The organism is Dapis purpurea BLCC-M126, from assembly GCF_050015975.1.
In the GTDB taxonomy this organism is placed as follows: domain Bacteria; phylum Cyanobacteriota; class Cyanobacteriia; order Cyanobacteriales; family Microcoleaceae; genus Trichodesmium.
In genome coordinates this window covers 11,731-37,390 of sequence record NZ_JBNHER010000266.1, presented here as the reverse complement: position 1 = coordinate 37,390, position 25,660 = coordinate 11,731, and the positions used below count along the sequence as shown (strand labels likewise).

The 25,660-nt window shown below is 39.3% G+C and carries 16 protein-coding genes; 9 read left to right on the top strand and 7 right to left on the bottom strand.

Translation table 11 applies throughout. The annotated features are described in order from the left end of the window. Positions 1 to 709: 709 nt before the first annotated feature. The 3 genes from ACP6PL_RS24510 to ACP6PL_RS24500 form a co-directional block, all read right to left on the bottom strand. Positions 710 to 1,534: a squalene/phytoene synthase family protein gene (locus ACP6PL_RS24510; RefSeq protein WP_426547943.1), complete on the bottom strand. Its 825-nt coding sequence runs from the start codon at positions 1,532 to 1,534 to the stop codon at positions 710 to 712. 392 nt (positions 1,535 to 1,926) lie between these two features. Continuing rightward, entirely contained in the window at positions 1,927 to 2,889 is a 963-nt protein-coding gene (locus tag ACP6PL_RS24505) for a hypothetical protein (RefSeq protein ID WP_426547942.1), read from the bottom strand. Positions 2,890 to 2,991: 102 nt separating this feature from the next. Then, complete coding sequence (locus tag ACP6PL_RS24500; RefSeq protein WP_426547941.1) at positions 2,992 to 3,330, bottom strand: hypothetical protein; 339 nt, start codon at positions 3,328 to 3,330, stop codon at positions 2,992 to 2,994. Between the two features lie 159 nt (positions 3,331 to 3,489). Between ACP6PL_RS24500 and ACP6PL_RS24495 the strand changes: the two genes are divergently transcribed. Beyond that, entirely contained in the window at positions 3,490 to 3,861 is a 372-nt protein-coding gene (locus tag ACP6PL_RS24495; protein WP_426547940.1) for a DUF2237 family protein, read from the top strand. 253 nt (positions 3,862 to 4,114) lie between these two features. On the opposite strand, the gene ACP6PL_RS24490 is transcribed toward ACP6PL_RS24495, so the two are convergent. The 3 genes from ACP6PL_RS24490 to ACP6PL_RS24480 form a co-directional block, all read right to left on the bottom strand. Continuing rightward, positions 4,115 to 4,783, bottom strand: coding sequence for a methyltransferase family protein (locus ACP6PL_RS24490; RefSeq protein WP_426547939.1), 669 nt, complete (start codon positions 4,781 to 4,783; stop codon positions 4,115 to 4,117). A 177-nt stretch (positions 4,784 to 4,960) separates the two neighbouring features. Next, entirely contained in the window at positions 4,961 to 6,361 is a 1,401-nt protein-coding gene (locus ACP6PL_RS24485; RefSeq protein WP_426547938.1) for a protein kinase domain-containing protein, read from the bottom strand. Between the two features lie 701 nt (positions 6,362 to 7,062). Beyond that, positions 7,063 to 9,405 carry a TIGR03032 family protein gene (locus tag ACP6PL_RS24480; protein ID WP_426547937.1) on the bottom strand — a complete coding sequence of 781 codons (2,343 nt, stop codon included), beginning with the start codon at positions 9,403 to 9,405 and terminating at the stop codon, positions 7,063 to 7,065. Positions 9,406 to 9,554: 149 nt separating this feature from the next. On the opposite strand from ACP6PL_RS24480, the gene ACP6PL_RS24475 reads away from it, so the two are divergent. The 8 genes from ACP6PL_RS24475 to ACP6PL_RS24440 all read left to right on the top strand — a co-directional run bounded on the left by ACP6PL_RS24475 (position 9,555) and on the right by ACP6PL_RS24440 (position 18,353). After that, positions 9,555 to 9,788 carry a hypothetical protein gene (locus ACP6PL_RS24475; RefSeq protein ID WP_426547936.1) on the top strand — a complete coding sequence of 78 codons (234 nt, stop codon included), beginning with the start codon at positions 9,555 to 9,557 and terminating at the stop codon, positions 9,786 to 9,788. Between the two features lie 1,837 nt (positions 9,789 to 11,625). Continuing rightward, entirely contained in the window at positions 11,626 to 12,990 is a 1,365-nt protein-coding gene (locus tag ACP6PL_RS24470) for a V-type ATP synthase subunit B (protein ID WP_426547935.1), read from the top strand. Between the two features lie 24 nt (positions 12,991 to 13,014). Continuing rightward, the gene (gene ppk2 / locus ACP6PL_RS24465) at positions 13,015 to 13,830 is read left to right on the top strand and encodes a polyphosphate kinase 2 (protein WP_426547934.1); all 816 of its coding nucleotides are present in this window, start codon (positions 13,015 to 13,017) and stop codon (positions 13,828 to 13,830) included. Between the two features lie 27 nt (positions 13,831 to 13,857). Beyond that, a complete protein-coding gene (locus tag ACP6PL_RS24460; RefSeq protein ID WP_426547933.1) occupies positions 13,858 to 14,460 on the top strand; it encodes a V-type ATP synthase subunit D in 603 nt (200 codons plus the stop codon). Beyond that, positions 14,457 to 16,235, top strand: a complete 1,779-nt coding sequence (locus tag ACP6PL_RS24455) for a V-type ATP synthase subunit I (RefSeq protein ID WP_426547932.1) — start codon at positions 14,457 to 14,459, stop codon at positions 16,233 to 16,235. The genes ACP6PL_RS24460 and ACP6PL_RS24455 overlap by 4 nt, the downstream gene beginning before the upstream one ends. After that, positions 16,228 to 16,677: an ATP synthase subunit C gene (locus tag ACP6PL_RS24450; protein WP_426547931.1), complete on the top strand. Its 450-nt coding sequence runs from the start codon at positions 16,228 to 16,230 to the stop codon at positions 16,675 to 16,677. Before ACP6PL_RS24455 ends, ACP6PL_RS24450 begins: the two co-directional genes overlap by 8 nt. 164 nt (positions 16,678 to 16,841) lie before the next feature. Continuing rightward, positions 16,842 to 17,534 (top strand): hypothetical protein, encoded by a 693-nt coding sequence (locus tag ACP6PL_RS24445; protein ID WP_426547930.1) that lies wholly within the window; start codon positions 16,842 to 16,844, stop codon positions 17,532 to 17,534. Positions 17,535 to 17,678: 144 nt separating this feature from the next. Then, positions 17,679 to 18,353: a DUF2764 family protein gene (locus tag ACP6PL_RS24440; protein WP_426547929.1), complete on the top strand. Its 675-nt coding sequence runs from the start codon at positions 17,679 to 17,681 to the stop codon at positions 18,351 to 18,353. Between the two features lie 208 nt (positions 18,354 to 18,561). Here ACP6PL_RS24440 and ACP6PL_RS24435 read toward each other — a convergent pair whose 3' ends face one another. After that, positions 18,562 to 25,605 (bottom strand): CHAT domain-containing protein, encoded by a 7,044-nt coding sequence (locus ACP6PL_RS24435; protein WP_426547928.1) that lies wholly within the window; start codon positions 25,603 to 25,605, stop codon positions 18,562 to 18,564. Positions 25,606 to 25,660: the final 55 nt, after the last annotated feature.

Below are 25,660 nucleotides of genomic sequence, written 5' to 3'. Positions count from 1 at the left end.
CGTCAGTTCTATAAATCATAGATTTTTCGCTAACGGCAAATAGAAAAAAAGCTCTAACCAAGACAGAGGAATAGTTTTAAGTATTTTTAATGGAACTTAACTATTTTGATTTATACTACAAAACTGACATGGAAATTGTATCCAAATTATCTAATCTTGATGTTTAATTGGCTGGATATTGATACAGCAGATTTCGGGCAAATGAAGTACAAGGTAAATGATAAAAATCTTGTAGTGTGGGCATCTTGCCCGCGATGAGTATACCTCATAACAGTGGAAAGCGCTTTATCAATCCTACTTTATACCGTTTCACGGAATTCAAAAGCGAGTGTGTAATTCTGAGGTCTCCTACGGGGCGTATAAAGTGCGGAAGTAATTCCGCACACAGCCCCTCCAGAATGTAAGACACACTCAAGACACTCAAAAGTCATGCATTATGATTTTATAGACTCATAACTTTTACGCTACAGTAATTTCAGGAAATTATTTCACATCTAAAGTTTGAAACTATTTGTGACATTTTTAAAGTGAATTGGTATTACAAACACTAAATAATAGATTTTTCGCTAACGGTAAATAGAGGAAAAAAATTGCTCTAACCTAGACAGAGCAATAATTTCAAGTATTTTTATTTTCTAATAGCTATGCTCTATTCTTATAGAACAAAGTTTTTGGGAATTTTTTAAGTTATAAAGCGACAAGTCTCACATTAACCAGAATTATTGCAACGAGAAATTAATTCCATCACTTCCGAACGAGTCAGCTTTTCTTGCCCCATTGTTAAAATATCCAAAGTCGCATGAGCAAGGGTGAGAGGAATTTGACAAAAATTTCTTGCTGGTCCTGAAGGGAGAGAATTAGTATAAGAATCAGCTAATAATAGATTACGTTGAGCATAAACTTGCATATCTTTCGCAGTCCAACCATGAGGAAAAAAATCTACGCCCCTAACTAAATCTTCTGAATGGTTTCGGAGAATATTTACTGCCTGTAGACCACGGCCAAATCCAATTGCCTGAGTACGATTAGTATTAGTATTATCATACCAACTCCATAAATCCGAAAGCAATAAACCTACTGCGCCTGCCACGCTAAAAGTGTAACGATCCAAATCTGATTCAGTGTGGATGGTCCAATTATTTTCAGCCCAATAAGCCATCCTATCTGCCATTGCTGCAGTTACATCCCAAATCCTAGGTGCTATGGTGTCTGAAGCCAATATTGCCCATTCTCCTACTCTTGTTGTTACTTCTGGTAGGTGACTAATATTCAGGTCTAACTTCTCTGAAAAGTTAAGGAAACTGGAGTGGTCAACTGCTTCCTGTAAAACAAGACTAATCTTTCGTAACAATTTTGCCTTTGTCAAGTTATCTAGATCTGGATGATCCTCAATTTCATCAATGGCACGCATACAAAGATAAGCCGATGCCACAGCCTCTTTTAAGCCAGATGGTAGTTGACTAATAGGGATATAAAAAGTCCGGCTAGTTTCTTTTAGTATCTCTAAGGCATCTTTATCTTTGGATATATTCATCTATTAAACTCCTCACGGCCATTTTTAGTTTAGGGTATCAGTTTTCATGCTCCACTCTGAATTATTGGGGCATTCTGAACACTTAATAAGGATAGACTGCCAGTGTACTATAACTCTATTGACAATTCCTGGACCTATAATTTTCAAGTTCTATCTGAAAAATGGACATTTAATCATAATGTCCAAAAAAAATTAATAGTTCCTAGGCTCAACTCTAGGAACTATATCTTGTAATCTCAAATAATTTAAAAAACTATTTAATATTTCTTTGTGTGGTAGTCCTGCTCGTGTAATGGTGAGAATATACATTTTTTTCCCACACTCCCCACATCCCCCAAACTTCCTATACCATTACTATAGTACCAGCATCCTTTGTGTCACTCCTGCTGGTATTACTTACTAATCATTTGTTCTAGCACCGGCAGTCCAAAAGCAATAATAACACTTACCACTAAACCTGCAAACGCTTTTAAAGCATCACTGAAAATAATTTTACCAGTTTCTTTCATTTCACGATTTTGGAAATTGTGCGTTATTGCTACTTCTCTACCAGCTAAAAGACCGATAAATACCCAAGTTGTACTCATCGGTATCTTGCTCCATTCTTTAAATAATAACAAAATTAATCCGTAAATAAAATCTACAATTGTTGCCGAACGAATATCTTGAGTATTAGTTTTACTGGTAACTATATGTTGAATTTCACCACCATTTATGTAGAAAATAAATGCGTGTAAAATTAACATGACAAACATTGAAAAAAATAGCATTGAAGCATCAAGATTTCGTGGCAGATATGCAAAAATATTTGCCAAGTCTTGAATTAACCATTGACTCCACAAAAATGCTGTTGACATCCACTGCAAAACTACCCATTGAATAGGTGCTTCTTTGTAGGGTGTATTGATAAATTTATTTTCTAAAGATTTTGTCGCTAACTTATAAACAAGTATAGCTGTGACAAAAGCAACCCCATATCCAGATAGTGATTTTATCAGCATACCTGTGATATTTTCAGGAGCAAAAACTGTCAGAATCAGAAAAGTTGTACTAACAGGAATCCCTGAATTTGTTAAAAACAAAAGTACAAGAGGGGGAACTATATAAACCCAACTAAAATTTTTAGGAAAAGGAAAATTTTCTAGGCGACCATAAGCTACATCTCCACAATTTGTACTCCAGCTATAGAGAAAAACTACGAGTAAAATAGAGCAAGCAAATAACCACAATACCCACCAAGGACGCTGAGAATTGGAACTTAAAAAAGTGCCTAAGGTTTGAATCGCATCGTTAGCTACAATCGAATATGATGCCAGCAAAAATCCGATAAACATAAACACATATTGAGTATTCATATATTCATATTCTCATATATTGAAAATAGGGCAAATGCCTAAAGGGTAGGCTGAGAAATATTTATAACTATGTTAAACTAAGCCTATTCCTCTGTATGATCCTTATTGTATTATTTTCATTTTTGAAATTATCCATTCTCTACGAGTTTTACCACAAGGTTCACTACTTTGACAATCGTTAATATTGACTTCTTGATAAGTTAATTGAACTTTTTTATTTAAGTAATAATCCTGGTCTGCACAAATTTCAAAGCTAGCTCCTATATCTTTATGTTCTTTACCATTTTCATCTATCAAAGTCGCATAACACATTAGGTCTCCAGTAACTAACTTTTGTACGATTCCCACTTTCAAAGAAGTGTCTTGAGCAATTGCACTTATTGAAACAGTAGACAGAGAAATTGCAGATAAAAAAACAACAGTCGTGATTCTTTTTAGCATGGCATTTGAGGAATGTAAATATTACTAATAATAGTACCAAAAAAGTAGCGATCGCCTAGAAAAAACCGATCAAAATAATATTATTTGATAGGGAAAATAATCAAGTTAATCTCTGGTAAACTAAAAAAATGAACTATAATCTAGAGGAATTATTTTTAAATGACAGAAGCACTAAATGTATTGGGTGAAAAACTAGAAATTTGTTGCACTTCTCCCATGACTGGATTTTATCGAGATGGATATTGTCAAACAGGAGTATCCGATGTTGGTTCCCATGTTGTTTGTGCAGAAGTAACAGCAGATTTTTTAGAATTTGCTAAACATCATGGTAATGATTTGAGTACACCAAGACCGGAATTTTCATTTCCTGGTTTAAAACCAGGCGATCGCTGGTGTTTATGTGTATCTCGTTGGAAAGAAGCGCTTGACTATGGAGTTGCATCACCAGTAGTTTTGTCAGCAACTCATCAAAAAGCATTGGAGGTTGTACCTCTAGAGGTATTGCAGGAACATTCACTTGTAATTAATTAAATATGATTAATATTATCTCTGGTTATCAATAAGAGGAAAGAGGAAGGAGGAAGGAAATTAGGGAAGTTCCACGGAACTTCCCTACAAATAACATTTTATCTTTTTTCTGATAGGTTGAATACCTTAAACCTTATGATCGGTGTCTAAAATTACTAGGGGTTTTTAGAGGTAAAGCATCTTGGTAGAACATATCTCCATCCACTTTTCCCTTCTTATTTTTTATTTCTGACTTATTTCTTCTTCAACAAATATTTTAACTACTTTCTTCACTAACTTTTTGAGGTTCTTGGTTAAGAGAATTATCACCAAATAGTTGAGGAATAATTAAACCTGAATTAGCCTTATATTCTGCAAATTCTGGGTAGCGAGATAGAGATTTATCTTTTTTCAGCATATTGGGAATAAATATTCCGGCAATAAATCCTCCTAGAATTAAATAGGGTAGCCAATGTTGGGCTAACATTGCAAAGGAAAGATAAATCAATATCTCTCCTAAATAATTAGTATTTCGGCAACGGGCAAAGAATCCTTCTGTGATTAATCCTGGTTTATATTTGAGGGTATAATATTTTTGAGCATCGCTACTATAGTGGAGGAAAACGCCAAAAATATTTAGAGAAATTGCAGCAGCTACTAACGGTATTGGAGGTTGAGTTCCACTGCTAATTAAAATGTAGGGAGCTACCCAATATAAAGAGACTAAGCCAAAAATAATAATTCCTATTCCTAAAGGAATTTCTTGTTCCCATTGTTTGTCTGGATAGATGCGGTCTTTAAGTAGCCATAAAATGCCATAAGTACCATGTAGAGCTAAATAAACCCACGCACCTAAAGTAGAGTTTTGGTAGACTACCATGAGTGCTGATACAAATATAAAAGTGGTAGCTTTAGATAAATTAATTGGATGTTTTACTTTCATCATAAGTGATAGTTATATTTTCAAAAAAATTGTTTTTTTAAGTATATACTAATTCTACTTGTAGTGAGGTGCAAAACACCTAAACCACGGTTAGGGAAGAATAAAAATTTTGGCGTAAATTCTGCAAAATATTTTTACGTCTCAAATATATCATATTGCTTTGAGAGTCAATACTATTAATTACCCTGCAATAATAGCAGCAATAACAAACACAAATAAAATCACTAAAATCCCAATAATTCCGATACTCGAAATTAACAATAAAGAGATAATCGCCCACATTCTCTGATGTTTTTTAAATTCAGCAATACTTTTCCATTGCCGACTTTTCCAAGCCCACTCATTTCCTTTAATACCTAAAACTATTCCTGTCAGTAACCATCCCATACCAAAGGTGATAAAACTTAAATCAATCCAAGCAATTAATCCTACCCAAACATGATTAGTTAGACACCAAAAACCAGGTAATAAAAATCCACCCCAATTCCAACCAATAATTTCTGCTGGTATCTCATTAGAACCATGAATAATATTTCCTTGTTCTCGAATAGCAACTAAGGCTGTTTTTGTCTCAATTTCTTGATTGTTTTGCTGAAGATTACTAATTTGAGTTGGCGCAACAATTTCTGGAGTTGGAGGTTGTAACTGTTCTAATATTTCCTCTGCTGACTGGAAGCGATCGCCAGGAATAGAAGCCAACATTCTATTTAAAATTCCCTCAAACTTCGGACTTAATTTTAATTCCTGACTCCATTCCCACTGCATTGTTTTAGCATTAATTAATTCTGAGGGAAATTTACCAGTCATCAATACTAAACAAGTCACTGCCAAAGCATATAAATCGCTATGTGGTGCAACAATTCCTAAGCGCATTTGTTCATCAGGGGCATAACCAAATTTACCTAATTTAGTACCAGCAGAAACAACATTTTTTGAACTATCTGCTTTGTGAGAAACTTCAGCAGCAATTTGTTTGACTCCACCCAAATCTATCAAAATAGGCAAACCATCATCTGCACGATAAATAATATTATCAGGGGAAATATCTCGATGAATAATTCCTTGACCATGTAAATAACTTAAAACTGGTAAAATTTGACGTATAAAGTCATTTATTTCAACTTCGCTAAAAAAATAACCTTGTTTTCGACGTTGATTTAGTAAAGATTCTAATGTTTTCCCTTCAATAAAATCTTGTACCAGAAATAAACATTTATTTTCTCGAATAAATTCCCAGAAACGCGGAATTTGAGGATGATTAATTTGATGTAATGTCATTGCTTCCCGTTGGAAAAGTTCCTCAGCTTTTTGAATAAATTCTGTACCTTTATTTCCGGGAGTTAATTGTTTTAAAACTACTGCTTGATTAAATCTACCTGTGTCTTCTGCTAAGTAAGTTTTACCAAATCCACCTTGACCTATTTGGCGAATAATTATGTAGCGATTTCTTAATTTACTTCCTGGTTTTAATTCTGTAAATTCTGGTTGATAGGGTTTTACTTCCTCTAGAGAAGCACCACAATTAGAGCAAAAATGGGAGGAAATACTATTTTTATGTCCGCAGTTTGTACAAGTAGTCATATTTGTTAATTTGAAGAAATAAGGAAAAGAGAAGAAGGAAGAAAGTTAACTAACTTTTTTGACAGGAATCGCAACTTCAGTGCTACAACTTCGGTCTTATTTGCCTGAAATATTTTTTTATACAATCCTAATATAACTATCCTAAATGATTTGTGAAAAATTCCCAGTCAGAGATTAAAGAGTCTGAATTTTTTAGCCTTGTTATGTGGATATTTTTTACACAACCCAAATAGGACTATTATACTAGGAATCTTATTTGTAAAAAATTCCTTTGTACATTACAAATAAATACTAACTTAAATTTTCAACCTTATACCATTTTTCTATCAACCTAAACTGATGATATCCGACTAATTAGTTACTACAAGGGTCATTGCGACTGGAACGGAGTGGAAGGAAACAATCTCGAAGAGCTTGGGATTGATTGCCAACTGTCACAATAAGAATTATTTAACTGGATTTAATCTCACTAAGAATTATTGACTGTATTGTTAAAATGAGATTTAGTATTAGCTATGAAACAATATCCAAAATATAAATATGTTCATAACTAAATTAGGGGTTTGGTGACCAAACCCCTAAAGTGAACTAGTAAAATTAAATAGATGCTAGATTAAAAAGATTATTTTAGTTACCAATAAATAACTGAAAAATTAATTTTTTTTTATCACTTCCAACTCCTAACACCTATGTTTAAACTTCTATTCCACACTTATAATCATTTTGCTTGTCATAATTTTCTGCAACTCCTCTTCTACTTTTTCAACTACTTCTTGCCACTCTCTTGACTCAGACTGACGGAATAATTTCATTGTTGGATACCAAGGAGTATTTTTTCCTTCTTGTAACCAACGCCAGTCAGGATTAAAACATAACAAAGTCCATACATTTTTACCTAACGCTCCTGCTAAATGTGCCACGGAAGTGTCAACAGTAATTACCAAATCTAGTTGCTCTATTACTCCTGCTGTATCAGCATAATTGTTTAACTGAGAACCTAAATCTTCTATCTGAATGTTGCTGGAAAGTTGGGTTAATTCTTTAGTACGTTCTCCTTTTTGCAGACTGTAAAATTTTACTCCTGGGACTTGTAAAATAGGTAAAAAGTCTGTGATTTTACAGGAACGATTATAATCATTTTTATGAGTAGGACTACCACCCCAAACAATGCCTACTTTATATTCCGTATTGGTAATATTTATATGATGACTATTTGTGAATTGGAGATAGGGAATATCATCAGGAATTGTTTCTAAAGTTGTGACGAAAATATAGGGTAAACTCATCAAAGGTACATAGATATCAAATTCTGATAATTGTAGTTCTCCGGGTGGCATTAATTTATCAATTTCTGGGATATTTTTAAATAGAGGAATTAACTCTGGCGGACATACTAATATAATGTTTTGACAACGTTTTGCTGCGAGAGGAATATAACGGATAAATTGAATAGCATCTCCTGCTCCTTGCTCCGTATGAACTAATAAAGTTTTATTGCTAATATCTTCCCCTTTCCATCGGGGATGAGGACATTGAAAGGGAGTAAATTCTGATGTTTGCCAGCGCCATTCAGATTCTGCAAATCCACGTTTTAAATCTCCATTTTTCAACAATGTCATGCCTAAATTAAAATGTGCTTTGGCAAAACTACCGTTGAGATTAATTGCCTTTTCATAATGTTTAATTGCTCCTTCTAACTCACCTTTTTGACTATAAGCATAAGCAAGACTATTGTGAGCATCGGCATTATCTGGTTCTGTATTAATTACCTCTTGTAAAAAATTAATTGCTGCTTCATATTGTTGATTATCTCCTAAAGCTACACCCAAATTATATTTAGCTCTAGTCAAATCTGGTTGTAACTTCAGACATTCTTGATAAGCAGCGATCGCTTCTAATAATTTACCTTCTTGATATAGCTGGTTTCCTTTAACTAAATGAGTCTCTGCCATAGCTATTTCTGAAGTTGGTTTGACTGTTTCTGCTAAAGCTTCGTCTGGTAAAACATAGGAACTAGCCAATAAATTTTCATTCCATTCAATAATTTCTGGGAAACGAATATTGGGCAAAACTGCCACAGAAAATATTTCCTGAACTCCAGCTTCAAATCTTAAAAAAGCGACAGTTTCTCCAGTTAAAATATTTACTACCCAAACTCCACAAATTCTTTCTTGAAGTTGAGTAATCGGCATCCCAGTAAAAACAGCAGTTTCTCGAACTTGAGATAAACCAATAAATGCTAAATTTCCCCAAAAATCTATACCGCGAGTAAACCCTGGTAATTTAGCAATTGTTTCTAATTTTCTCTGGTTTAAATCGACTTTTGCTAGACTGCCATTTCCCGATTCTAATAACCATAATTGTTCTTGATACCATCTGGGAGAATGGGGCATAGATAAACCCCGAATTAATATTTCATTTGTTTCTATATCCATTAATATTCCACCATTAGCTTTATTCTTTCTCCACCCTGCTGAAGTATCAGTTTCTCCTAAAGCTGTAGCATATTTTGGCTGGTCATTTTTTAAACAAAGTCCGTTTAAATGACAGCGGTCTGTCAAGTCATATCCAGTGATAAAAGGAGGTCGCCACCTAGGGACAAAACTATTAGGATGACCGAGAGTACAAAGACAAGAAAAACGAGTATTAATAAACCATAATTCATCCTTTGCCCAAGCCATTTCGTGAATATCAATATCTCCAGTTATATGAATATTTCTCGGTAAATAACAAGCGTCATGTTTGCCTTGTGGTTCTATTTTTCCTGCCACTGCTGGAACGTTGCGAAAATCCCAAATTTGATAAGCAGTTCCCAGGGCAATTTTTTCGTGATTTGCTGCTAATCCCATAGGTTTATTAAAAGTGCGAAAGTGAGTATTAATTACTCCATTATCGGCACGCAATACAATTAATTTACCTGCTTGATAAGTAGAAACAACTAAAGATATGCCTAACTGGTCTAAAATATTAGGGAAATTATTTGTATGTACGCTTCTTAATAAATAATTTTCAGTATTAATAGGGGCACTAGCTTGATTATTCATAGTTTTTTCAGAGTTATCAAAATAGGTATAAATCTATTAAACAAGAAAAAGGGCTAATAATCCGGAATAAGAGTAAAAATTTAGACATTTTATAGTACCCCAACTGCGATATAATTCAAGTTAAGTACCTTGAGATTATTCTTGAAGTCATGGCAAAACGTGTAAGTAAGATGCCAAAACAGATCGTATCTGAGTTATTCCCAGAACAAGAAATATTGCTTTCAAAGTATATAGAAAAGTGGAAAGCAATAGCAACACTAACTCAACCCATTGATCGAGGAAAAATTTCAGCAGCAATTAGAGTTGCTTACAAAGCAAGTGACTTGCCTAAACCTGAAATTATTTTTTTTGCAACCCTTTTGCAGCAATTAAAGAAATTATAGCGACTAAAAAATTCAATACTTACTTAGGAAGGGATATTAGTAGTAAATTTCAACCAAGAGTTTTCACTCATCTTTATCATCTAATAGAAAGACAAATTGACAAACCTTTATTTTACCGAAATATTGTGGTTTAAAGCCTCCCCTTTTAAGGGGATAATAAATAAAAATTTTCCTCTTCGTCAATCCTCTTCTTTTCAAGGAGAGGTAATTCGCGCATTCTTAATTCTAAATTCTTAATTCTTGAAAAAATTGCTACTATCAAAGCTTTTGGTTAAACCCGCCCCTACTTTCATTGTGACTCTTGGCTCCTTCTTTCATTTTAGCTGAAGCCGAAGCAACCTAACCATGAAACTACAGAGGGGCTGAGTGCTATGTGAAAATGTAGTAAAGATTGGAAAAAAAGCGTGCGGAAGGTCAATATTGTGGTGTAAACTTAAGTAGAACGAAACAACCTAAAAAAAAACAAAAAAAATGTCCAGTCAAAAAATACAACACCAAGCAAAAGACTTTCAACCTTTACCGCTTACTGCCACCGACATATCTACTCTCCCTACTACTCGTGACTCACTGTCGCCGTCGCCGAAACCACCGCGCTCTGAATTCTCTTATTCATCTTCAGATTTCGATTCTATGTTCGCTGCAGATCCTGGATTTGCTATAAGAGTCCTCAGAGAGTATGCAGATCACCATAGTGGAGAAGGGAGACGATATTTGGAGGCGAGGAAGGGGCTAGGAAGCAGAGAAATTGGAGTGCATGAAGACGCTAGGATAATGAGACTTAGTGAAGAGGAATTTATTGTATTGTAGAGTCATTTTATGATCTTTATTCCACTGACTATTCAGCAAATAACGCAAGCTAGTCGATACTATTATCGTACCAACTTCACAATGTATTAAATAAGCAAGTTCAGCTAATAGCCATCGCTACTCCCTACTCAACTAAGGTTGGGTGGATTACGCGATCGCTTTTTCCTGACGGAATGCTCCGCAAACATATGGCGCAGGGTTTTCCTACAGAACGTGAAAAGCGGAGCTTTGCATTAGCAAAACCTAAAAAAACGACGGGAGGAAGTACGCAGCGCCCGTTTTAACGGCTGGTTGAATAACGACACGCGGGTTTTAACCGGAAGTAAAAATCTGCTATACTAGAGGAATAAGGAACAAGGTTTGTCGCCATGACAAGAGCGCTAGTGCGGTAAAATTCCGGTGGACAGGAGACGGGGAATTAACTTCCTACGACGGCTGTTTGCGTAGCATTCCGTAGGAAAAGCAAGTAGGCAGCTAGAGCAGCGATTTATTGCTCCAACATCTTGAGTAAAACCACTCGTGAAAGCTAACAAAAAAAAGTAAACTCACAGCTAGATTTCGATCTATGCCGAGGAGTTTAGGAGTCTGTTGACAGGCTTTAAGCAAATGTGGATTTATGAGTGGCTGCGTGCGGAAGTAAATTCCGCACTTTAAACGCCCCATCCCATTTGCGGTGGATTTGCCACAGAATCCAGGGTGTTTCAACCCCTGGAGATGTCAAAGCACCCTACTACTGTGATATGAATATAAAGTAATAAAAAAGTTTGTGTTTTGTTTGTAGTAGGGCTTTAGCACTATCATATATCGGCTAAAGCCCTACTACGAGCTTCTAATTATATAACTGTTGGTGATATGAATTATGACTTTTGACTGTTTATAAGTCAAAATAATATCTATTTTATTTTAATTTATATTCTTATTTTCAAATATTAAAAATTGATACAATTGGTGGTGAATTTTCTCATATTACTACTTGAGGAATTTAAGATAAAGACAGGTTAGACTTTCATTAATTGAAAGAAATCATCTCATGCTACAAGCACTTGTTCGTTATTCCAAGATTTTGGAGATTATCGGCGACATTATCCGCGTTCAAGTTCCTGAGACTGCCCACCAGCAAGAGAATAGCCCACGCTTCGGGGACTTGGCCGTGGTAGAGAATAGTAATGGGAGCCTCTCTTTAGCTCAAGTTATTAACCTTAAAGAAGATACTGTTGCTCTCCAGGTGTTTAAAGGTACTAAAGGGATTTCAACGGATTCATCCGTAAGTTTTCTGGGTCATCCCATGAAAGTAACCTATTCAGAAAATATTCTGGGAAGGGTGTTTAGGGGAACCGGAGAACCTATAGACGGTGGGCCAGAATTGTCACAAGATCCCAAAGTTACCATTGGTGGGCCATCAGTTAATCCCATGCGGCGCATCTTAGCCTCGAAGATGATCCGGACCAATATTCCCATGATCGATATTTTTAACTGTCTAGTGGAAAGCCAAAAGATCCCAATTTTTTCGGTTTCAGGGGAACCCTTTAACCCCTTTCTAGCTCGTATTGGGGTTCAAGCTGATGCAGATATTGTGGTTTTTGGGGGACTAGGGTTAATTTTCGATGACTATTATTTCTTTCGTCAAGCCTTTGAAGATGCAGGGGTGTTTTCGCGGACGGTGATGTTTGTTAATCTGGCTTCCGATCCGATCGTGGAACGGATGTTGATTCCAGACATGGCATTAGCAGTGGCAGAACACTTTGCCGTAGAAGAAGGTAAGCGGGTTTTAGTTTTACTGTCAGATATGACGGCCTTTGCTGATGCCCTCAAAGAAATTAGTATTTCCATGGATCAAGTCCCTGCCAACCGAGGTTATCCAGGAGATTTGTATTCCCAACTAGCACGTCGCTATGAAAAAGCAGCGGACTACGCTCAAGGGGGATCGGTGACGGTGCTTACCGTGACTACCATGCCAGGAGATGATGTAACTCATCCTGTTCCTGATAATACAGGTTACATTACTGAGGGACAATTCTACTTGCATGATGGCAAACTTGACCCTTTTGGTTCTCTGTCCCGACTCAAACAAAATGTGATTGGGAAAGTAACTCGTGAAGATCATGGTCAAATTATGAATACCATGATTCGTTTTTACTCTGGTGCTACGGATGCCGAACAAAAACAGGCCATGGCTTTTGATTTATCTGAATATGATCATAAGTTATTAAAATTTGGTGAGTTGTTCCAAAAAAGATTTATGGATATTAATGTTTCTCTGGCCTTGGAACAGGCACTAGATCTAGCTTGGCAAACCTTATCAGAGTGTTTTGAACCCCAAGAATTATTGATGAAACAGGCACTCATCAATAAATATTTTCCTAAAAAACTAGAGTCTAAAAGTGTAGCCAAATAGTCTGTCCCATGGAGAAATAATTCCATGAAAAAAGAACACAAAAATCTTTCAGACAAGCATCCAAAACTGTCGAACAAAGAATACGAAACTGAATTAACTAAGCTTCATGGCGAACTGGTTAAATTACAATACTGGGTGCAAGAAAAAGGACTAAGAATTATCGTTGTCTTTGAAGGACGAGATGCAGCCGGAAAAGGCGGTATCATTAAGCGACTAACGGAACGGGTTAGCTCCCGGGTATTCCGCGTTATTGCTTTACCGACTCCTTCAGAACGGGAAAAAACCCAGTTGTATTTCCAACGCTATATCCAACATTTCCCGGCGGCTGGAGAAATTGTAATTTTTGACCGCAGTTGGTACAATCGTGCCGGAGTAGAACGAGTGATGGGCTTTTGTACTAAGCTAGAATATGTGCGCTTTCTGCAATATACACCCGCTTTTGAAAATGCGCTTGTAGACTCAGGGATTCAACTGATTAAGTATTGGTTAGATACCAGTATGGAAGAGCAAGAACAGCGTTTTAAAGACCGTATTGACGATCCGCGTAAAATCTGGAAGTTAAGCCCGATGGATCTAGAATCATACCGACGTTGGTATGATTATTCCCAGGCAAGGGATGCTATGTTTCTTGCCACTGATACCGATCATGCACCCTGGTATATTGTCCCAGCAGATGACAAAAAACGCGCCCGTCTTAATTGTATCTCCCATTTCCTCAGTTTAATTCCTTATGAAGATGTAACTCCAAAAAAAGTCAAACTAGGAGAGAGGAAGATGGACAACAAGTACGACGATGAGCTTTCTTCAGAAGAAAGGCGTTTCATCCCACAGAAATACTAATCTCCCTATCTTATGAGGATATCTTAAATGGCTAGACTATCCTTAACAAAAGCATCTCTGACTAAACAGAAACAAAAACTGAAAACCTTTGAGAATGTTTTACCTTCCCTAGATCTCAAACGTCGCCAAATCAGTGCCGAACGAGCCAAAGCTAGGGAAAAGATTGCCCAAACTCAACAGCAACTAGAGGAACTACAATCAGCGATCGCTAACGAGTTACCCATGCTCTCTAATGATTCAATCAATCTCAACAGTCTGGTGAAAGTTACGGGAGTCGATCTTGTACAAGAAAATGTCATGGGGACTTGGCTACCCAAAATTAACCAAATTAAAATTGAGGTAGATGATTATGCACTTCTGGGCAAACCATTTTGGGTAGATCGTTTGGTTGAATTGTTGCGAGTTGCCCTAGAAGCGGAAATCGAACTACAGGTAGGACAACAGCGAGTCAAGTTACTCCATCAAGCAGAACGAGTAATTACCCAAAGGTTTAATCTGTTTGACAAAGTTCTCATTCCTCATACCAAGGCTAATATTAAAAAAATTCAGATATATTTAGCCGATGCGGAACGAGCAGGTGTTGTTAACTCCAAGTTAGCTAAACGGAAAAAGGAGAAGCAGGCAGGATGAGTATTATTACCTTAAACAAAGTTACGGTTTTTGGGTTAGGAATTGACAAGCCCAAGGTACTCGAAGGCTTGCAGACATTGGGCTGTATGCACCTCATTCCTATGCAGCCGCTACCCAAAGAAACGGAATTTGGGTCAAGCGATCGCTATGAAGATGCTAAAAAAGCTCTACACTATATTATGGATGTCCCACGACGGCGACATCAAGTGCGGGATGAGGCACAGTTCGATCTCGATCAGTTCTTAGCAGAGGTACAGGTTAATAAGCAGAAGCAGAGGGAGGCAGAGGACAAACGCCTTTTCCTAGCTAATCGACTCAAAAACCTGGAACCTTGGGGCAACTTCACTTTGCCAGACTTAGATGAGTTGGGTGGCTACCAACTTTGGTTTTACCAAGTGCCCCACACAAAAGCCAAACATATTCGGGAGATTGAACTTCCCTGGCAGATAGTGGGAGAGGATCATCTGAATGTCTATGTGGTGATTATAGCCAAAGAAGAACCCCCCTCAAATGTTTTACCTGTCCCCCGCACTCACGCTGGCTCAGTTTCTCCAGAGGAACTACAACGCCAGTTAGAACAGGTGGAAATTGAGCTAGATGAAATTTGGGCAGAGCAAGAAGCACTGAGTCGCTGGATCTTTTTGCTGTCTAAAAATTTAGTTCGTGCTGAAGATCAGGCAGTTCTGCAAGAGGCGAGCGGGCAAACGAAAGAAGAGGAAGGCTTCTTCTTGGTTCAGGGTTGGATGCCCAAGCGAAACTTAAAGCAGCTAGAACTGTTTTCCGAGCAGGAGGGACTAGCATTCCTGGCCGAACCCCCTCAACCAGAAGAAACACCACCAACGCTGATGGAAAATCCACCCACCTTGAAAGGAGGAGAAGCCCTAGTTACCTTTTATGAGACTCCCGGTTACCGGACTTGGGACCCCTCAACCATTGTCTTCTTCTCCTTTGCCCTATTTTTTGCCATGATTCTGGCTGATGCAGGTTATGCACTGTTGTTGTGGGTAGGACTGATCTATTTCTGGAAGCAGATGGGACAAAGTGCCAGTGGCAGAAGCACTCGCATCTATGCTGTAGTGATTCTCACTGCGTCAGTCATTTATGGAGTGATGGTTGGGAGTTATTTTGGTGTTGCGCCTGGGAACGGATCATTGCTGGCTAGCCTCAATGTGTTGAATCTCCAAAATTTTGATGGGATGATGCAGCTTTCAATCACTATTGGCTGTCTGCATTTGGCTTTTGCCAACGCTGTTGTTGCCTATCGTGCCGTCGGGTTTCCGGGTAAAGCCCAACCGATCGGCTGGATTGCAGTTATCTTCGGCGGCTTTACCTGGGTGATTTTGGGCTGGCAGAACTTGGCTATTGGTCTGTTAGCGGGTGGTTTTTTTGTGGTCTTCTTGGGGGCTTTTCTCGGCAGTCGCCAAAAATTTCCCTTGCGACTCGTAGATGGATTCGGTGCATTGACAGGAATTACCAAGCTCTTCGGCGATGTCTTGAGTTATCTACGACTGTTTGCTCTGGGACTTGCCAGTGGTTCCCTGGCAGTTACCTTCAATACCTTAGCGCAACAGGTGATGGCGGCGATACCGGAACTGGGGCTATTGCTCGGTCCGCTGATTCTGTTGCTAGGCCATACCATCAATTTAGGTATGGCTATCTTAGCCTGTTTTGTTCATGGTGTACGTCTGAATGTGATTGAGTTTTTTAACTGGGGTCTTTCAGAGGAAGGATACCCATTTCATGCCTTTACAAAAAAGGAGCATAGTAATGGATGAATTTGTAATTCTATTGGGATGGTTTGGGTTATACTCTGCCGTTGGCTTAGGGGCGATCGGCAGTGCCATCGGCTGTACCATCGCAGGACAGGCAGCCATTGGTGCCATGATAGAACTCAAGGGTGGCTATGGTCGCTTTGTGGGACTGTCGGCTCTGCCTTCTTCCATGTCCATTTATGGGATTGTGGTTATGTTTGCCCTCGATCGCCCTAACATCACAGCAGAAGCTGCTGGCGGTCTGTTTGGCATTGGACTGGGAGCGGGTTTAGCCTTCCTCCTGACCGCTGTTTACCAAGGTCTTGCCTGTGCCTCGGCGATCGCCGCAGCTAAAGACAAACCGGAAATCTTTGGTCTGGCTCTGGCCCCCGCTGCTATTGTGGAGGGCTTTGCCGTGTTTGCCCTTGTGTTTGCACTGGTACTAGGTCAGGGAATACCGCAGTAATACCGTTTAACGGAAGTCAAAAGTTAAAAGTTAAAAGTTAAAAGTAAGATTTTTTGGGCTGCAAAACTTTGACACTACAGTAATTTCAGGACATTATTTCACATAAAGAATAAGATAAGTAGCGTCGCCTAAGTTGATGAAATTGGTATAAGGAGGTTACTATTTTGACGAAAAACAAAACATCCAATTCGGCTCAGGTGGCCTCTGGTGTGGAGGCATTAATCGATCGCTTACGCAATGAAGGTGTCAATAGCGGTCGTACCCAAGCAGAACAGATTGTCCAAGAGGCGCAAGACCGCGCTGATTCGATTGTCAAGGAAGCCGAGAAGCAAGCTGCTCAGATTGTCAAGCAAGCTAGAGAAGAGTCTAAAAACTTGGAACGGGCAGCAAATCAAGCTTTAGAAGTTGCTTTCCGCGATACGGTATTGACACTCAAAAGCCAATTAACCCAAAGATTTACCGGAGAAGTTCAACGCTTAGTCGGTGCGGAAACCGAGAAACCCGAACTGCTGCAAAAGCTGATTTTGGAAGTGGTTGGTTCGGTCAAGGAGACAGTAGCTGTAGCTGAACAAGTGGAAGTGTTGCTACCCCGGAAGGTTCAAGGTCTTGAAGAACTGAGTCGCAATCCCGAAGCACTGGAGAAAGGGATACTCACCCATTTTATCCGCCTGATTAATCAAGATTTGCTGCGGGAAGGCATAAGTTTTGGCGTTAGTAAGGACAATAAAGGGGGATTACAACTACGGTTAATCGATCAAGAAGTTGTGTTAGACCTCAGCGATGCTGCCATTGCCGAGGTAATTCTTGAACATCTCCAGCCTCGTTTTCGCGCACTTCTCGAAGGGATCGTCAAATAATATTATGTCTGCTGGTATTGTTTGTGCAAACCCAAACGTGAATATCGACAAGAAATGTAAGTTTTTCCGGCTTTTAAGCCTTCTTCCCTCTTCCTTCTTCCTTCTTCCTTACCTCACAATAACCATGCTACCAGATTTGATATAATGCCTAAATATGTCACCCTAATGTCTAGTTTACCTCCCCTCGGCCAGCTATTTGGCTCGACACAAACTCCTCTATCCCGTCTCAAGCTAGAAAATCGGTTGAAACTATTAGATGCTAAAGATGCAGAACGACTCAACCGAATTGCTAACTTGATTGCTTGGTCAGAACAGCCAAGGGAACGAACCGATAGCCAGTTTGTTGCTGAAGCTAACCAGTTGTTGGCCGAAATTCACAATCCTACTTTGGAGGGGATTATTAGTTGTCGCCTTGACTTGCGTACTATCCTTGTGGCTTTGCGTCGTCGTCATCGTGGGGAAACTGCGCCACCTGTAGGTCAACCTTGGGGAGTGGGGCGTTGGGTTAACTCTATCGAACGGAACTGGAATGATCCAGGATTTGGCTTAGACATGATGTTGCCTTGGGTTTTGGAAGCAAATCGACTGCTTAAGGCTAATGAATCAGTAGCTCTCGAACGCTTACAATTTGAACTCACCTGGAAAATACTAAATCGCTTTAGTTTCGGACATTACTTCGATTTTGAGGCGGTGGTGATTTACCTTATGCGTTGGAGTTTGGTAGATCGTTGGACTAGTTACGATGGAGAGGTAGCAGTGCAGCGGTTTCGGCAACTGGTTGATGAAGGAATTGAACAGTTTACTGATGTTTTTGCTTAGATTTTCTGGTTTGTTATCAAAATCCTATCTCAAGCAGTGTAGTGGCACACGCAAAGCGCGATCGCCTTTAAGATCAAATCCGCTTAATTCGGTATAAAAAAATGTTCCATCTTCAGCTATTGCTAAATATGCACGCTTATTTCCCCATCTTCCCACTCTCCCCACACTCTTTATCTAATTACATCAATGCTACCGGATTTGATATGGGCTACCAAGGACTACCAACCATAGTAAACCCTGCCCAATAATAAGGATGAGCAAAATTCTTATTTTGAATACTTGCTAATTCTAATGGCAAACTCACCTTCCCACGACTACCCGAACCCCTTAAGATACCATCTGTTACAACCACTTCTCCCCTTAACATCGCTAACTGTGCTTCTCGTAATGCCTCTGCTTTAATCTTAACATTACTCAAATGAGCATAAAACTCTGTCATCAACCCTAAAGTACCTTCGTCACTCACCAACCAAAAACTACCCAAAGCAGATTTAACTCCCGCTGCGATCGCTAACCCGGCAAAACCTAACTCTGCGTTACTGTCTCCCACTGCAGTACGACAAGCAGATAATACTAATAATTCTGACTTTTCACTATTCCATCTCAATTTTCGGACTTCATCTAAACGTAATTTATCATCCCATAACTGCACATAAGAATCACTGGCTTTTCCGGCTCTAAATTCTGCATGAGTCGCTAAATGAACAATCGGATATAAACCATTGGACAATTCATTAATCAGATTATTTTTAGTAAATTCTTCATTTAAAAAAATATTTCCTCGCCACAATTTCTTAGAAATAGTTTGTAACTCTATTGGTACAGCAGGTAAAGGAGATTTATCGATGAACTGACTAGCTCCCATTCCTAATAATTTGGTATTTTTTACAGAATTATAGCGACTATCCATTAAACTCACACTCGGAATTAAACTCATACTATATTTCTCAATTAAAAATTGTTCTCCATCATGTAAAGCTGCCAAAGGTAACAGACGAAAACCACTATCCATACTAAATAAAATAGTATCAATATTTGCTGCTTCTAATTCATCTGAAATTGGTGCAATTAACAAGTTATATAATTTTTGAGATAATGGCAAATAACTTGTTGATTGACGATTTGTGGGGTCAATAATTTCTGCCATGAATCTAATAGCAGCTAGTTTCAATTTTTGACGATTTACTGTGGGAATTGTTTTGAGAATTGGCTGACCATCTTTGGTAAATAATATGATTTGTATTTGGTCAGAATAAGCATTAATATAAACAATGGCTGATTCTTTTCCGGTTTGAGCAGCCATGTCAGTCAAAATATCTCGGACGTTTTGCGTATTGACTAATTTTTCGTTAAAGTCTTCTCCAAAATAATCTGAATATTCTTTGATGCGGTTTTCTTCTAACATGGTTACTACTTGGTCTGAACCTGTGGCTACTGTGAGAGGATTGGTATTAACAGTGTCAATTATGTTTAATATTTCTTGAGTGTCAGTGGTATTGTTGATAGATTCCTCTGTTTGTTCTTGAGCTGTACCTGTATTAGTTGTTTGATTATTATTACTGGGAGTGATAGTGGAAATAATATTAGTATTTGTATTAGTTTGAGTGGTGTCTGTAAAGGTAGTTGTTGTTATATCTACTGTTGTGGAGGGGCTGGTTTCGACTATAAAAATAGAATTATTAGTAGAAATCATGGGTGTAGTCGTATCGTTACTTTCAGTATTAGTAATTGTTTCCGTTCCGTCTGGAGCGATCGCTATTTGCTCTGGGATATTTATAACTTCTGCTGTATTGTTAATAGTTGCATCCCCACCATTAGAAATGGCTGTTTGAGAGTCAATATTTATAACTTCTGCTGTATTGTTAATAGTTGCGTCCCCACCATTAGCAACGGCTGTTTGAGAGTCAATATTTATAACTTCTGCTGTATTGTTAATAGTTGCGTCCCCATCATTAGCAACGGCTGTTTGAGAGTCAATATTGATGTTACCATCTACTTGATTATCAATCTCAGCATCTCCATTAGTTGCTTCTACTGTCTGAGTATCAGCGTCTAAATTTCCTCCGATGTTAGTATCAATTTGGGCATCTCCATCCCCAGAAATTACAGCTTGATCTTCCGTTGTGACATCTCCTGGTGCATCTATATCAATACCTCCTGCTTCTCCTTCTGGAGCAATTGAGTTTAAGTCGAGAGTAGTGATGGAACCGTCAGTTGCCTCTAGTTGGATAATACCTGCACCGGTAGTACCTAAAGAACTTAAGTTGCCTGTGGTTATTTGAGTACCATTAATTATGACGTTACCACTAGGTCCCTCTGCTTGTGTAGTAACGTTTCCTGTATTCACTGTTGCTGTGCTACTTTCAATAATTAAGTCTCCACTTTCTGTTGCTCCAAAGGATGATACATCTACTAAATTTACACTTTGAGAAGCATTGAGTCTGACATCTCCTCCTACTCCTTGCTCTGAGAATGACTCTATATCGCCAGTCGAATTAATCTCACCTATTTCACTTTCTACTGTAATAGTGCCTCCCTGTTCCATTCCATCTGAGCGAATACCGTTAATACTTATGCTGCCTGGGGATGTGAGGGTGACGTCTCCTGCTGTTCCTGCTGTGGAAAATGTGTTTAATGCTCCTTGGGCGTTTATGCTGTTTTCACTGCGACTGTCTATAATAATATCTCCTCCTCCTTCTGTTCCCTGGGAGAGTATGTTTTCTATGTTGACTGAACCTTCTGCAATAATGTTAACATTTCCGGCAGTGCCTTGTGCTGAAAAGGTTTCTATGGCTTCGGTAGCGTTGATTTGTCCTTGTTGACTGATGATTTCAACATTTCCGCCTGTGGTAGGTTGGGAGTCGTTGAGGGCGCTTGCTTCTAATCTGCCTGTGGTAATGTTGTCTCTGGCGTTGAGGATAATATTTCCTGTGCCGTCTGGGGAACGGGAGTTTATGGTTCCGGCAGTGGTGTCTATTGTGCTGTTGTTGCTGCGGAGGGTGATATCTCCGGCGACTCCTTGGGTAGCTTCTCCTTCGGGTAAGGGAATAAGAGTGAAGTTGTTGTTTACTGCTCTTTCTTCTCTAACAAACCCTGATGCTAAGTCGATTTGACCTGTTTCTATGGCGCCCTCCCCAATAATGTCGATTTTTCCTGTGTCGCCAATATCTGCACCGGAATATATTTGGGCAGTTGTGCTGTTAATGTTGTTTCCTGCTTCGAGAATAATATCTCCGCCTCTCCACACTTCCTCAGTCCCACTCTCCCCCTCTTTTTCTGGGGGTTCGGATGCTGATATGATGTTGCTATCTTCTGTGATGTTGATATTGTTTCCGGCTTTGATAGTTATTTGACCTCCGTCTCTGTCAGCGAAGGAGTAGATATCGCTTGTGGTAATATTTCCTTGAGGTGCAGTTAGGGTAACATTGCCTGCATCACCTCCTCCTGAATAGTTAGCAAGAAATTCACCATTGCTGGTGTCTATGTTTCCAGTTTCTGATGTAATAGTAATTTGACCGCCTTGTTGTTGGCCGTGGGAACTAATAATATTGGTGGTAATGTCGTTTTGTGCAGTGAGGGTGACATCTCCAGCGTTGCCTCGGTTAGAAAATGATTGAATTGGTTGAGTAGCATTAATTTCTCCTTGTTCGCTGATAATACTAATGTTACCCCCATCAGCGGTTTCGGTTTGATTATTTGCTTCGGAGGTGATAATGCCTGTGGTGATGTTTTTTTCGGCTGAGATGTTAATTTCTCCAGCGTTTCCTGCACTGGTACTTTGAGCTGAAATGGTGCTATTGGGAGCGTTCATTTCTCCTATGTTAATGGTGATAATGCCTCCATTTCCTGTACCTTTTGTTTCTGTAATTATTTGACCTTCTAGTTGGAATGTTTGGTTAGAGTTAATATTGATGCTGCCTCCATCTCCCGTGTTGGATGTGGCTGCTGATATTGTCGTGTTTTCGGCTATTGTCAGGTTTTCTGTTTCAATGTTGATGATACCTGCGTCTCCACTGCCTTCGGTTTCAACTGTTATTCTGCCTTCTCCTGAAATGTTGATATTTTCTGGAGCGAATATATTGATGTTACCTCCGTTTCCTGTGGATGTAGTCCGAGCAGATATGAAGCCTTCTTCTGTAAAGTTAATGTTAAGCTTGGGGTTGTTTTCATAAGGGTTAAATTGGAGTGTACCTGCGGGTGAGTCTCCTGCTGTTTCGGCAAATATTCCCAGGATACCTGATATCAATACGTCGTTGGCGTTTATAGTGATGTTGCCTCCTGCCTCTGTATTAGTTGCTCCTTCTAAAGCAGTAGCACTTATTTCTGCGTCTTTTCCTATGGTGAGTCTTTCAGAATTAATAGTAATATCTCCAGCTTGTCCAGCACTTTCGGTTTCTGTGGTGAGACTTGTTCCTGTTTCTAGGGTAAAAGTTTGGGTGTCGATGTCGATCGCTCCAGCATTTCCTGTTCCTTCGGTGGAGGCGTTAATACTTGTTGCGTCAGCTATTGTCAGCTCTTGAGTTTCAATTCTAATTTCACCTGCATTGCCTGTGGATGTTGATGTGCTTTCGGCTGAGATCTCCAGGTTTCTCAGCTCTATACTTTCTGTAGCTTCAATTGTAATGTTACCTCCCCTTCCTGCTCCTGAATTTTCTGCCGAAATTTTGCCATCTCCTGATATTTTAACCTTTTCTGGGGCACTGATATTAATATTCCCTGCATTTCCTGTTGCTGTAGATAAAGTACGAGCAGAGATAGTGCTTTGGTTACTGAAGTTGATTTCTATGTCTGAATTATCCTCGTATGGCTGGAAAGTAATAGTACCTCCAGAAGTTTCGCTCTCGGTTTCAGCAAATATTGCTGATTGTGATTCTGATGATTCTGAACTTAAGAGGTTGATTGTGTTAGCAGAGATGGAGATTTTACCTCCTTCTGTATTAGAGCTGTTTTCTATTGTGGAGACACGAATTTTAGCCTTTTCAGCAATAGTGAGTTGTTGGCTATTTATTTCTATATTTCCAGCTTTTCCAGCACCATCACTTCCGGCAATAATTTGGCCATCTCCTATGATGTTTATAGTTTCTGGAGCACTGATAAAGATATTGCCTCCCTCTCCTATAGATTCGGTGTTGGCAGAGATAGTGCTTGTATTAGTGAAGTTGATGTTGAGACCTGAGTTATTGTTGTAAGGCTTCAAAGTAATAGTACCTGCGGGAGTTTCACTTTGGGTTTGAGCGAATATTTCTGAACTTGAGATATTAAGGGTGTTGGTGTCGATAGTGATGTTACCTCCTGCTTCTCTATTGGTGGCTTCTTGTCTGGCATCGGCACTAATTAGAGAGTTTGTAGTGACATTAACTTCACGAGAGTAAATCTCTATATTTCCAGCTTTTCCAGCACCTCTGGTTTCTACTGATAGCCTGCCATCGTTGTCTAAGTTAATTCTTTCTGTCGCTTCAATTATGATATTGCCTCCAACTCCATTTTCCTCGTTACTGGCATCTATAGAGTTAGAACCCGTGTTAGCAGATATTTCAGCACCATTAGTCACTGTTAGAGAAGCTGTATTAATCTCAATATCTCCTGCACTACCACTGCCTGTAGTTTCTACTGTAATTTTGCCATCTCCTGAAATGTCTATGGTTTCTGGAGCAAATATGTTAATATTTCCACCGTTACCTGTGGAAGAGGTGGAGGCAGAGATGAAGCCATTGTTGCTGAAGTTAATGTCTAAGTCTGGGTTGTCGTTGTAGGATTTGAGAGTGAGGGTTCCAGCGGGCGACTCTCCTTCGGTTTGGGCAAATATTCCTAGTTCTCCTGAAATGTTGAGAGTGTTGCTAAAGATGCTGATGTTTCCGCCAGTTTCTGTGTTATTTGCTTCTTCTAGTGCAGTGGCACTGATGGAGGCGTTTTCTCCTATGGTTACTGTGGGGGAGTTGATGGTGATGTCTCCTGCAATTCCTGCGCTGTTGGTTTCTGTGGTTAAACTTGTTCCTTTTTCTAGGGTGAAGTCTGTGGTGTTGATGTTGATTTTGCCTGCGTTTCCTGCTCCTGTGGTAGAGGCATTTATAGATACTCCGTCGGATATTGTGAGCTTGTCTGTTTGGATGTCGATAGTTCCAGCGTCACCTATGTCTGATGTTTCTACGGCGATGAAGCCTTGGCCTGAAATATCAATATTTTCTGGGGCAGTGATGAATATATTGCCGCCGTTGCCTGTGGAGGAGGTGGAGGCGGAGATGAAGCCGTCGTTGCTGAAGTTGATGTCTAAGTCTGGGTTGTTTTCGTAGGGGTTGAGTGTGAGAATACCTGCATCTGCTGTGGCTTCGGTTTCAGCGAATATTCCGAGTTCTCCTGCGATGTCGAGTTGGTTGGTGTTGATGGTGATGTTGCCTCCTGGGTTTGTTGTTGTTGCTCCGATGTTGACTGTGGCACTTATTTGGGCGTTTTTGCCTATGGTGAGTTGGGGGGTGGTTATTTCTATGTTTCCGGCTTTTCCGCCTCTGTTGGTTTCGACTGATAGTTGGGTGTCTGCTTGTAGGTTTAGTGTTTCTGTAGCTCTGACTGTAATATTACCTCCGTCTCCTTGGGTTTCGGTAAAGGCTAATATTTGGGTGTTGGGTTGGATGTTGATTTTGTTGCCTTCTAGGTTGATGTTACCTGCGTTACCTGTGCCTTCTGTGAAGGCGGTAATGTCTATACCGTTGGAGAGGTTGATGTTAGGGCTGATGATGTCAATTTGACCTGCCTTGCCTTCTCCACTGCTGCGGACTGTGATTTCTCCGTCACCTTGAATGTTGAGGGTTTGTGGGGCGAAGAGGATGATGTTGCCTCCTTTGCCACTGCTTTCTGTGAAGGCTGAGATTTCGGCGTTTTCGTTTATTGTTAGTTGAGTTTCTGTTGTGATGAATATATTGCCTGCTTTTCCTTGACCTAATGTACTAGCATCTATTGCAGCGCCATTGATAACTTCTAGAGAATTGCTGGTAATGCTTACATCCCCCGCATCCCCTTTTGCTCCTGGTATCACTGAGCTAATTACTCCAGTCGGAATTTCTGAGTCTCCTCTATCAAAGACTACAGTGTCAGTAGCATCAATCTTTACACTTCCTGCATCCCCTTTACCAAAGGTACTTGTAGAGATTAAAGCACCATTAGTAATTTCCAGAGACCCGGTGGTAATAGTTATATCTCCCGCATTTCCTTCTGCTCCTGTACTACTTATTCCACTCACAATTGCTGTTCTAGTCAAAATTTCTGAGTCTCCTCTATCAAAGACTACAGTGTCAGTAGCATCAATCTTTACA

Bases quoted from the DNA above. Each gene is read 5' to 3' on its own strand.
- ACP6PL_RS24510 (WP_426547943.1), bottom strand. From the start codon at position 1,534: ATGAATATATCCAAAGATAAAGATGCCTTAGAGATACTAAAAGAAACT.
- ACP6PL_RS24505 (WP_426547942.1), bottom strand. From the start codon at position 2,889: ATGAATACTCAATATGTGTTTATGTTTATCGGATTTTTGCTGGCATCA.
- ACP6PL_RS24500 (WP_426547941.1), bottom strand. From the start codon at position 3,330: ATGCTAAAAAGAATCACGACTGTTGTTTTTTTATCTGCAATTTCTCTG.
- ACP6PL_RS24495 (WP_426547940.1), top strand. From the start codon at position 3,490: ATGACAGAAGCACTAAATGTATTGGGTGAAAAACTAGAAATTTGTTGC.
- ACP6PL_RS24490 (WP_426547939.1), bottom strand. From the start codon at position 4,783: ATGATGAAAGTAAAACATCCAATTAATTTATCTAAAGCTACCACTTTT.
- ACP6PL_RS24485 (WP_426547938.1), bottom strand. From the start codon at position 6,361: ATGACTACTTGTACAAACTGCGGACATAAAAATAGTATTTCCTCCCAT.
- ACP6PL_RS24480 (WP_426547937.1), bottom strand. From the start codon at position 9,405: ATGAATAATCAAGCTAGTGCCCCTATTAATACTGAAAATTATTTATTA.
- ACP6PL_RS24475 (WP_426547936.1), top strand. From the start codon at position 9,555: ATGGCAAAACGTGTAAGTAAGATGCCAAAACAGATCGTATCTGAGTTA.
- ACP6PL_RS24470 (WP_426547935.1), top strand. From the start codon at position 11,626: ATGCTACAAGCACTTGTTCGTTATTCCAAGATTTTGGAGATTATCGGC.
- ppk2 (WP_426547934.1), top strand. From the start codon at position 13,015: ATGAAAAAAGAACACAAAAATCTTTCAGACAAGCATCCAAAACTGTCG.
- ACP6PL_RS24460 (WP_426547933.1), top strand. From the start codon at position 13,858: ATGGCTAGACTATCCTTAACAAAAGCATCTCTGACTAAACAGAAACAA.
- ACP6PL_RS24455 (WP_426547932.1), top strand. From the start codon at position 14,457: ATGAGTATTATTACCTTAAACAAAGTTACGGTTTTTGGGTTAGGAATT.
- ACP6PL_RS24450 (WP_426547931.1), top strand. From the start codon at position 16,228: ATGGATGAATTTGTAATTCTATTGGGATGGTTTGGGTTATACTCTGCC.
- ACP6PL_RS24440 (WP_426547929.1), top strand. From the start codon at position 17,679: ATGCCTAAATATGTCACCCTAATGTCTAGTTTACCTCCCCTCGGCCAG.